Genomic DNA, 7,844 nt, shown 5'->3' with positions numbered 1-7,844 from the left:
CCTTAAACTGACTGAAATGCTTATATAACAGGTTATACCGCATATTTTAGACTAAAAAAATTCTATAAGCCCATGTGTTTTTTTCTCCTCAAGCGAGGTAAGGATAAAGCCGTTTCGAGTCTCAGATTTAGCCAGGTCCGGAGGGGGACGATGTAGACTTCTGCGGGATGAACATGATCGGTGAGATCCCGCAGGGCTGTTAAGCCCGAGGAAGCTCAGCACATGCCCGCGAAAAGCGAAATCGTCCCCCGCAGGACCAAATTCTCACAAAAGGCTCGAAATCAAGTCTTCAACAAACGGGAGCTTTTCTGAAAGAACCAAAACATAGGAAAGGGGTTAAAGATTAGATGAATGAGGAATTGTATTTAGTCAAACCTACTGTCGAGTTAGAAAAGGAGTACCTATCTTTCTATAACGAATGGCTGGCAAGCGGTGAAAAAATGGTGCCCTGGGTCATTCAAAAGGATCCGGTGCCCTTCGGAGAAATGGTTCAATATTTAATTAATCAAGAGAATGGAGTAAAACTGCCGGAAGGGCGGGTTCCCAATTCCACCTACTGGCTGATTAACTCTGAGAAGAGAATCCTTGGAGTCGTCAATATTCGTCACGATCTAACGGAATTGCTTCGGAACAGCGGCGGACATATCGGGTACGGCATCCGGCCGTCCGAAAGAAGAAAAGGATACGCGAGCAAGCTTCTGGCGCTGTCTCTAGAGAAAACGAAGGGCTTGGGAATAAACGAGGCACTTGTTGTATGTGATGAATGGAATACAGCCTCCTTTAAAACCATTCTCAATAACGGTGGAGATGCTGATGAAGACTACATAGAAGAGGATGGAAATGTGTTAAAAAGGTTCTGGTTGAAAAAATAAGGCTTACCTTTTCAATCGAATCACCCTCCTCTATAATGAAAGAAACAACGAATAAAAGGTGAGGTAGTCTATGTCTTCATACAACAACGAACAAATACAGCAATACTTAACTAATAATCAAAACAAAGCACGGCTGCTGGTAAGCTGCAGCGACCAGCCAGGCATCGTTTCAGCCATTTCTACATTTTTGTTCGAGCAGGGAGCGAATATTGTGGAATCCAGTCAATATACGACGGATCCCAGCGAGGGTACTTTTTTCCTGCGGATCGTATTTGAAGCCCCTGGTATGAAAGAAAAGGAATCGGAAATCAGGGAAGCTTTCAACGATATTGGCGAGCAATTTTCAATGAAGTGGAAGCTCACTTTTTTATCCAACTTAAAGAAAACAGCGATTTTTGCTTCTAAAGAAGTTCACTGTCTAAGGGAGCTTCTTTACCAATGGGAGAGCGGCGATTTGATGACGGATATTGCGCTTGTGATCAGTAACCATGAAACTGGAAGGGAAATTGTGGAGTCATTTGGGATTCCGTTTTACTATATTCCAGCAAATAAAGAAATTCGAAAAGAAGTCGAAGCTGAGCAGCTGAGGCTTTTAGACGAGTATGAGGTGGACGTGATTGTTCTCGCTCGTTATATGCAGATTTTAACCCCGGATTTCGTGGCGGCGCATCCCTCCAAGATTATCAATATTCACCACTCGTTCCTGCCGGCGTTTATCGGAGCGAGCCCGCACAAGCGTGCTTACGAGCGCGGTGTTAAGCTGATCGGAGCAACTTCTCATTATGTCACAGATGATCTGGATGAAGGTCCGATTATAGAACAGGATGTAATCCGGGTCGATCACCGGAACGGCGTCCGAGATTTAAAGAAAAAAGGGCGTTTAATCGAGCGAAGTGTACTAACCCGAGCGGTTAAGTGGGATATCGAAGACCGGGTTATTGTACATGAAAATAAAACGATTGTATTTTAAGTCTTTTTTACCATAAAAGATTCGGTTTGTTATAATCTGCCTTTTAAATTATACTAAAGTTAGACAAAATTCATGCTAAAGGTGGAATGAATGGAATGGGGAAAATAAAAAAAGCGATTATCCCGGCAGCAGGGCTGGGGACAAGGTTCCTCCCTGCAACAAAAGCCATGCCAAAAGAAATGCTGCCAATTGTAGATAAGCCAACTATTCAATACATAGTGGAAGAAGCAATTAAATCCGGCATTGAGGATATTATTATCGTAACAGGTAAAGGGAAACGTGCGATTGAAGACCATTTCGATAAAAACTTCGAATTGGAAGACAACTTAATGAGCAAAGAGAAATTTGAAATGCTCGATAAGGTGAACGAAACCTCGAATGTAGATATTCACTACATTCGTCAAAAAGAACCTAAAGGCCTGGGACATGCGGTCTGGTGTGCCCGTAAGTTCATTGGAGATGAACCGTTCGCCGTTCTTCTAGGTGATGACATCATCCGATCGGAAGAACCGGGACTGAAGCAGTTGATGGACCAATACGAAGAAACGCGCTCTTCTGTTATTGGAGTTCAGCAGGTAGAAGAGGATCAGACGCACCGTTATGGGATTATTGATCCTGAAAATAAGAATGGCCGTTTGTACGGCGTGAAAAATTTCGTTGAGAAACCGCCTAAAGGGCAGGCTCCATCTAACCTTGCGATCATGGGTCGCTACGTTCTTACACCAGAGATTATGATGTATCTGGATAAGCAGGAGAAAGGCGCCGGTGACGAAGTTCAATTAACGGATGCCATCCAGCACCTGAATACGATTCAACGCGTGTTTGCTTATGACTTTGAGGGTGCCCGCTACGATGTGGGTGAAAAGCTTGGCTTTATCAAAACGACCATTGAAATTGCATTAGAACGTGAGGACTTGAGAGACGATGTGATGGAATTAATTACGGAGTTGGTAGAGTCTCATGAGAAAGTGAAAAGTTAATTAATGTGGGAAAGGCTGTCTCTTCAGGGGCAGCCTTTTTTGTTTGCCCTTTTATAGACTATGATAGTTTTTTTATTTACGAACAGCCTTCTGCCTTTATCATCGGGGTTCCCATTGTTTTTAACCGATTTTACTGAGCATTTTATTGAAGATAAGTGTTTAACTGCATGGAATTCCTCGGATCTTAGCCGATAATACTATAGAATCATTATGTCTTTAGTCTTAGGAGGATGAATTTTGGAAACAAAAAAGAATAAGAAAAAAGTCTGGTTGTGGATCAGCGGCAGTGCTATTATCTTTTTTATTATGATTGGAATGGCTTCTGGAAATACAGCCGAAAGTGAAAGTCTTAATAATAAAGTCGCCTCACTAGAAGAAGAGGTCGAGCAAAAAGATCAAACTATCGCAGAACTTGAAGCTAAATTAGCTGAAGCAGAGCCATGGTTTAAACTAAGTGAAAAAGAGAAAGAGCGGAAGTTAGCTGAAGAGAAGAAAAAGGAGGAAGCTGAAGAAGCGGCAGCTGAAAAGAAAGCAGCCGAAGAAAAAGCTAAGCAGGAAGCTGAAGAAGAGAAAGCAAGGAAAGAGGCGGAGGAAGAAGCTAAGAAAGGATACGAGACAGGTACCACGTTTGAACAATTAGCCCGCACACCTGATGATTATGAAGGAGAAAAGGTTAAGTTTTCAGGGGAAGTTATTCAAGTGATTGAAGCAGAAGGAGAAGAAACACAATTAAGGATTGCTGTTGATGATGATTATGATCAAGTCATCTTTGTTTCTTACGATTCCAGTATTATGAATTCACGCATATTAGAAGATGACAAGATTACAATCATGGGAGTTTCGCTTGGTCTCTTAACCTATGAATCGACCATGGGGGGAGAGATTACTGTTCCAGCTATTGCTGTGGATCAGATTGAGCAATAGTGTATAAATAATATCTTCAGGAGAGGGCTGGGTTCTGTTTGATGGGAACCCAGCCCTTATTGAAACAGCTGCTTATATTTTCATTATTACTGATAGTACTGCTCCAGCTTATAGGCTGCCATCGCCAGCTGAAGCTTTAACCGGTCATCGGCTGAATCCAGATGATAACCGCTTCGCTCCTCAATAAGGTTTAAACGATATTTCAAGGTGTGGCGGTGGATGAACAGCTCTGATGCAGTCGCCTGAATATGGTTGTTATGTTTAAAGAAAGCTTCGAGCGTATGAATAAGGTCAATGCCCTGCTTACTCTTATTTAATAAGCTGCCCATTTGTTCCTCGTAGAACTGCTTGAGGCTGAGTCCGGCTTCTTTCATTTGAAGCAGTAAGTGAAAGGCAGCCAGGTCGTCATAATGGATGATTTCTTTCTCCATAAACAGGAGGGTATGAAGGTCGGCTGCATATTCAGCTTCTACAGCACTCTGATTCAGCCGGCTGACCTCTGCATAGGTTCTGCCAACCCCGACCGTGACTTGAACTCGCGGGAGTCTTTGTTTCCATAAACGATGTAGGATCGCGGCTGTCTTAAGGCTGTCCTGTTTCCAGTTTTTATTCCTTCCCTCTTTCACTTCAAAAAGAATCATTAATCCTTCGAGCCGTTCTCTAATTACAAACTGGCGACCCAGCTTTTCCAATTCCTTACGAGCAAGATCGTTAAGAAGATCCATGCTTTTCTTAAAGCGGCTGCTATCTTTAATGCTTTCCAATTTTACGTAAAGGATGGCCTGACTCAGGGAGAGATCAAATCCCAGTTTCTTTCCCCGTTCCAACGCCATCGACGAAGTTTGAAAATTCTTGTTGATCAGCTGCTCGAGAAACTCTCCCCGGAGACGGTGCTGGGTTTGTAAAACGGCCTCTTCTTTCAGGTATTCAATTGCAAATACGGCAGCGGCATGCTCGAGCGTACTTATATGAAGATCGCTCCATTCATCCAGTTCTTTAATCGCAATCAGGCAGCCGTAGTTTTTTTCATTGGCCGAAATAGGGTAGAAGAGGATCTTGAATCTATGCAGCTCCAGTTCCAGGGGCTGCCTTTCGAACTGGCACTTTTCTGATAAATCTTTGTAAGGTAAAGAATCCTGATGCACTAGGAGTTCTGTTTCATCGATTCTGATCGATTCATGCTTCTGCACAGAATAGGAAAGTTCACCTGACTCATCCATGATAAATAGAGAGGTGCCGGTCAAAAGAGAAAGGCGATCAGAAATGCTGGGTTTTCCTTCGTTTTTTACTACGAGCTGGGTTAATTGTTTATGAAAATCCAGGGAAGACGAGATTAACTCCATTTGTTTATTGACAATCTGTTCTAAGATACTTTTGGTAATGCTGGAAAAGTTGAGATCGGTAGGAAGTTCGATTAAAGGCAAATCATTCTGGTTCGCGATATCCTTAAACGCCTGAGGAATCTGTTTCAGATAAAAACCGGTGTAGATGGCTGCGCCGGATAGTTTCTTCATGGCCAATAGCTTTTGAAAGTGTTCACTATGCTGATCCAATCCATATCCAGTGGTAACTAAAAATTCCCCTTCCTGAAGCCGGCTGATATCTTCAATAACCTCTACGGTCGTCACCCATTTAATCAAGTTATGAGTACCGCCTTGTCCTGCGATGAGTCTCGCCGACGAGAGACCCGGAAGCCGTAAAGCTTCGTAAACCGTAATGCTCACGTTCATCTCCCCCTTATTTCACATCTTTGTATAAAGATCCCTTCATTCATCTTTTCTAAGAATAGATATTCCTTTTATTTATTATACAAAGCGTACAATAAAAAAGGTGTGAATTACATGATAAAGACGAATATAAATGAACTGCAAATTAACATAAACTATATGTAATAGGAATCTTTTACAAGAATATGGGTGCAGGAATTTGTGGGAATAGGAAGGAGGCAGGAAAATGAACGATTCATGGTTGATTAAGCCGGCATTTGATGATGTTTATCCAGTAGCTGCTTATGGGGAGGGGGTCTTCATATATGACGAACATGGGAACAAATATTTAGATGGATCCTCTGGAGCCGTTACCGCAAGTATCGGTCATGCCGTGCCTGAGATTGTGGAGGCTGTGACTGAACAGGCAAGGAATATTTCCTTTGTTTACCGTTCTCAGTTCACTTCCCAACCGGCCGAGAAGCTAGCGGAGAAATTAAATGATCTTGCTTTTGGTGCGGACGATCCCTATTATTCTTTTTTTGTAAATAGTGGATCGGAGGCAAATGAAACGGCCTTGAAAATTGCTGTGCAGTATTGGCAGGAGCAAGGGATGTACCAGAAGCATAAAATCATTTCACGCTGGACCAGTTACCACGGGATCACCATGGGGGCACTTTCCATGTCAGGCCATACGGAGCGAAGGAAACGTTTTGCACCAATGTTAGAAGATTATCCAGGCATTTCGCCGCCCTACTGCTACCGGCGGCCCACTCAGGAATCCTGCGCGGAGTTTGAATTGAAATGTGCGGATGAACTGGACGCAGCCATTCGCCGCACTGGTGCTGAACAGGTAGCTGCGTTCATAGCGGAACCCATTATAGGAGCAGCTGGAGGAGTCATTGTTCCTTCTGCTGAGTACTACAAACGGATTAAAGAAATTTGCGATCATCATCAGGTATTATTTATTGCTGATGAAGTTATGACAGGAATCGGCCGGACAGGAAAAATGTTCGCAATGGAGCATTACGGAGTTAAGCCGGATATTCTTACACTTGGAAAAGGAATGAGCGCAGGCTATGCACCAATCGCCGCTGCTCTTATTCATGACCGGGTATTGGAACCAATTCGTAAAGGGTCAAAAGCAATCATCGGAGGGCACACCTACAGTGCCAACCCCCAATCTTCGGCTGCAGCTCTAGCTGTTCTCACCTTTATCGAAAAACACCAGCTGGTCTCCCGTTCCGCTAAAAATGGTGAGTATTTAGTAAATCAGCTGAGAAATATGGCACTTACGACTCCGATCGTTGGAGACGTTCGCGGGAAAGGACTGCTGATAGGAATTGAATTTGTATCTCACCTGTTTACGAAGACACCATTCCCTAAACATCTGAACCTTACCCGGCTCCTGGTTGAAAAATCCCGGGATAAGGGACTGCTGATTTACCCGGCTTCAGCGGGAATTGAAGGAGGCGACGGAGATGCCATTATTGTCTCTCCTCCATTAACAATCAATAAGCAGGAAATGGATACTTTAGTGAAGCTGCTTCAAGAATCTATTCACGAAGTTCAAGGAGATTTGATGCTGAAGGGATACATGGATTCGACTGGATAGGAGGAATGAAGATGCAAAAAAGTAAACAAAAGCCTGTAAATAAATTAGGAACTATACATGAAGCTTTGTCCTATATTCACGACGGAAGCACGCTAATGTTCGGAGGCTTTGGAGGGATCGGAAACCCGCCAACACTAATTGAAGCCATTTTAGAAAAGGGAATCAAGGATCTGATACTGATTGGAAATGACGCTGCTTTTCCTGATATCGGCATCGGCCGTATCGTCAGCCGTGGACTTGCGAAAAAGATGATCGCCTCACACATCGGCTCCAATCCTGTGGCGGGTCAATTAATGACGGATGGAAAGTTAGAGGTAGAATTCTCACCGCAGGGTACACTCGCTGAGCGAATCAGAGCGGGCGGCGTAGGTTTGAAAGGAATTTTAGTCGATGTAGGACTTGGAAGTATGGTGGAAGAGGGGAAACAAAAGGTGACGGTCGATGGAAAAACGTGCATTCTGGAAATGCCGCTAAGAGCTGAAGTTTCCATTGTCTATGCAAAAAAAGCAGACACTTTTGGCAACCTTGTGTACGATACAAGTGCCAGAAATACGAGCCCACTTGTTGCTATGGCAGGGGACTACACGATTGCGGAGGTCGAAGAAATTGTACCGGCGGGTGAATTAGATCCTGAATGCGTGGTAACCCCCGGGATTTTCGTTGATATGATTATTCAAAGTAAAGGGGTGAACTGGACATGGGCATGGGAGTAGATCTGCGCAACCGGATGGCCAGGCGGGCGGCTAAGGAAATAGACCCCGGCATGATCGTTAACTT

Annotated in this window: 7 protein-coding genes; 6 read left to right on the top strand and 1 reads right to left on the bottom strand. The window is 43.7% G+C overall.

What is annotated here, in order from left to right; translation table 11 throughout:
• Positions 1–347: 347 nt before the first annotated feature.
• The 4 genes from WAM07_RS12805 (at position 348) to WAM07_RS12790 (ending at position 3,746) form a co-directional block, all read left to right on the top strand.
• Positions 348–872 (top strand): GNAT family N-acetyltransferase, encoded by a 525-nt coding sequence (locus WAM07_RS12805; protein WP_422167406.1) that lies wholly within the window; start codon positions 348–350, stop codon positions 870–872.
• Between the two features lie 70 nt (positions 873–942).
• Positions 943–1,842: a formyltetrahydrofolate deformylase gene (gene purU / locus WAM07_RS12800; RefSeq protein ID WP_422167405.1), complete on the top strand. Its 900-nt coding sequence runs from the start codon at positions 943–945 to the stop codon at positions 1,840–1,842.
• Positions 1,843–1,937: 95 nt separating this feature from the next.
• Positions 1,938–2,822 (top strand): UTP--glucose-1-phosphate uridylyltransferase GalU, encoded by an 885-nt coding sequence (gene galU / locus WAM07_RS12795; RefSeq protein ID WP_422167403.1) that lies wholly within the window; start codon positions 1,938–1,940, stop codon positions 2,820–2,822.
• Positions 2,823–3,059: 237 nt separating this feature from the next.
• Positions 3,060–3,746, top strand: a complete 687-nt coding sequence (locus WAM07_RS12790; protein ID WP_422167402.1) for a toxin regulator — start codon at positions 3,060–3,062, stop codon at positions 3,744–3,746.
• A gap of 86 nt (positions 3,747–3,832) precedes the next feature.
• On the opposite strand, the gene WAM07_RS12785 is transcribed toward WAM07_RS12790, so the two are convergent.
• On the bottom strand, positions 3,833–5,470 hold the full coding sequence (locus tag WAM07_RS12785; RefSeq protein ID WP_422167401.1) for a PucR family transcriptional regulator: 1,638 nt from the start codon (positions 5,468–5,470) through the stop codon (positions 3,833–3,835).
• 229 nt (positions 5,471–5,699) lie between these two features.
• On the opposite strand from WAM07_RS12785, the gene WAM07_RS12780 reads away from it, so the two are divergent.
• Positions 5,700–7,067, top strand: coding sequence for an aspartate aminotransferase family protein (locus WAM07_RS12780; protein ID WP_422167399.1), 1,368 nt, complete (start codon positions 5,700–5,702; stop codon positions 7,065–7,067).
• Between the two features lie 11 nt (positions 7,068–7,078).
• The gene (locus WAM07_RS12775; RefSeq protein WP_422167397.1) at positions 7,079–7,780 is read left to right on the top strand and encodes a CoA transferase subunit A; all 702 of its coding nucleotides are present in this window, start codon (positions 7,079–7,081) and stop codon (positions 7,778–7,780) included.
• The last annotated feature ends 64 nt before the right edge of the window (positions 7,781–7,844 follow it).

Origin of the sequence: Halobacillus sp., from assembly GCF_049282395.1 — a bacterium.
Taxonomy (GTDB): Bacteria; Bacillota; Bacilli; order Bacillales; family Halobacillaceae; genus Halobacillus.
This window is presented reverse-complemented; position numbering and strand designations above follow the sequence as displayed.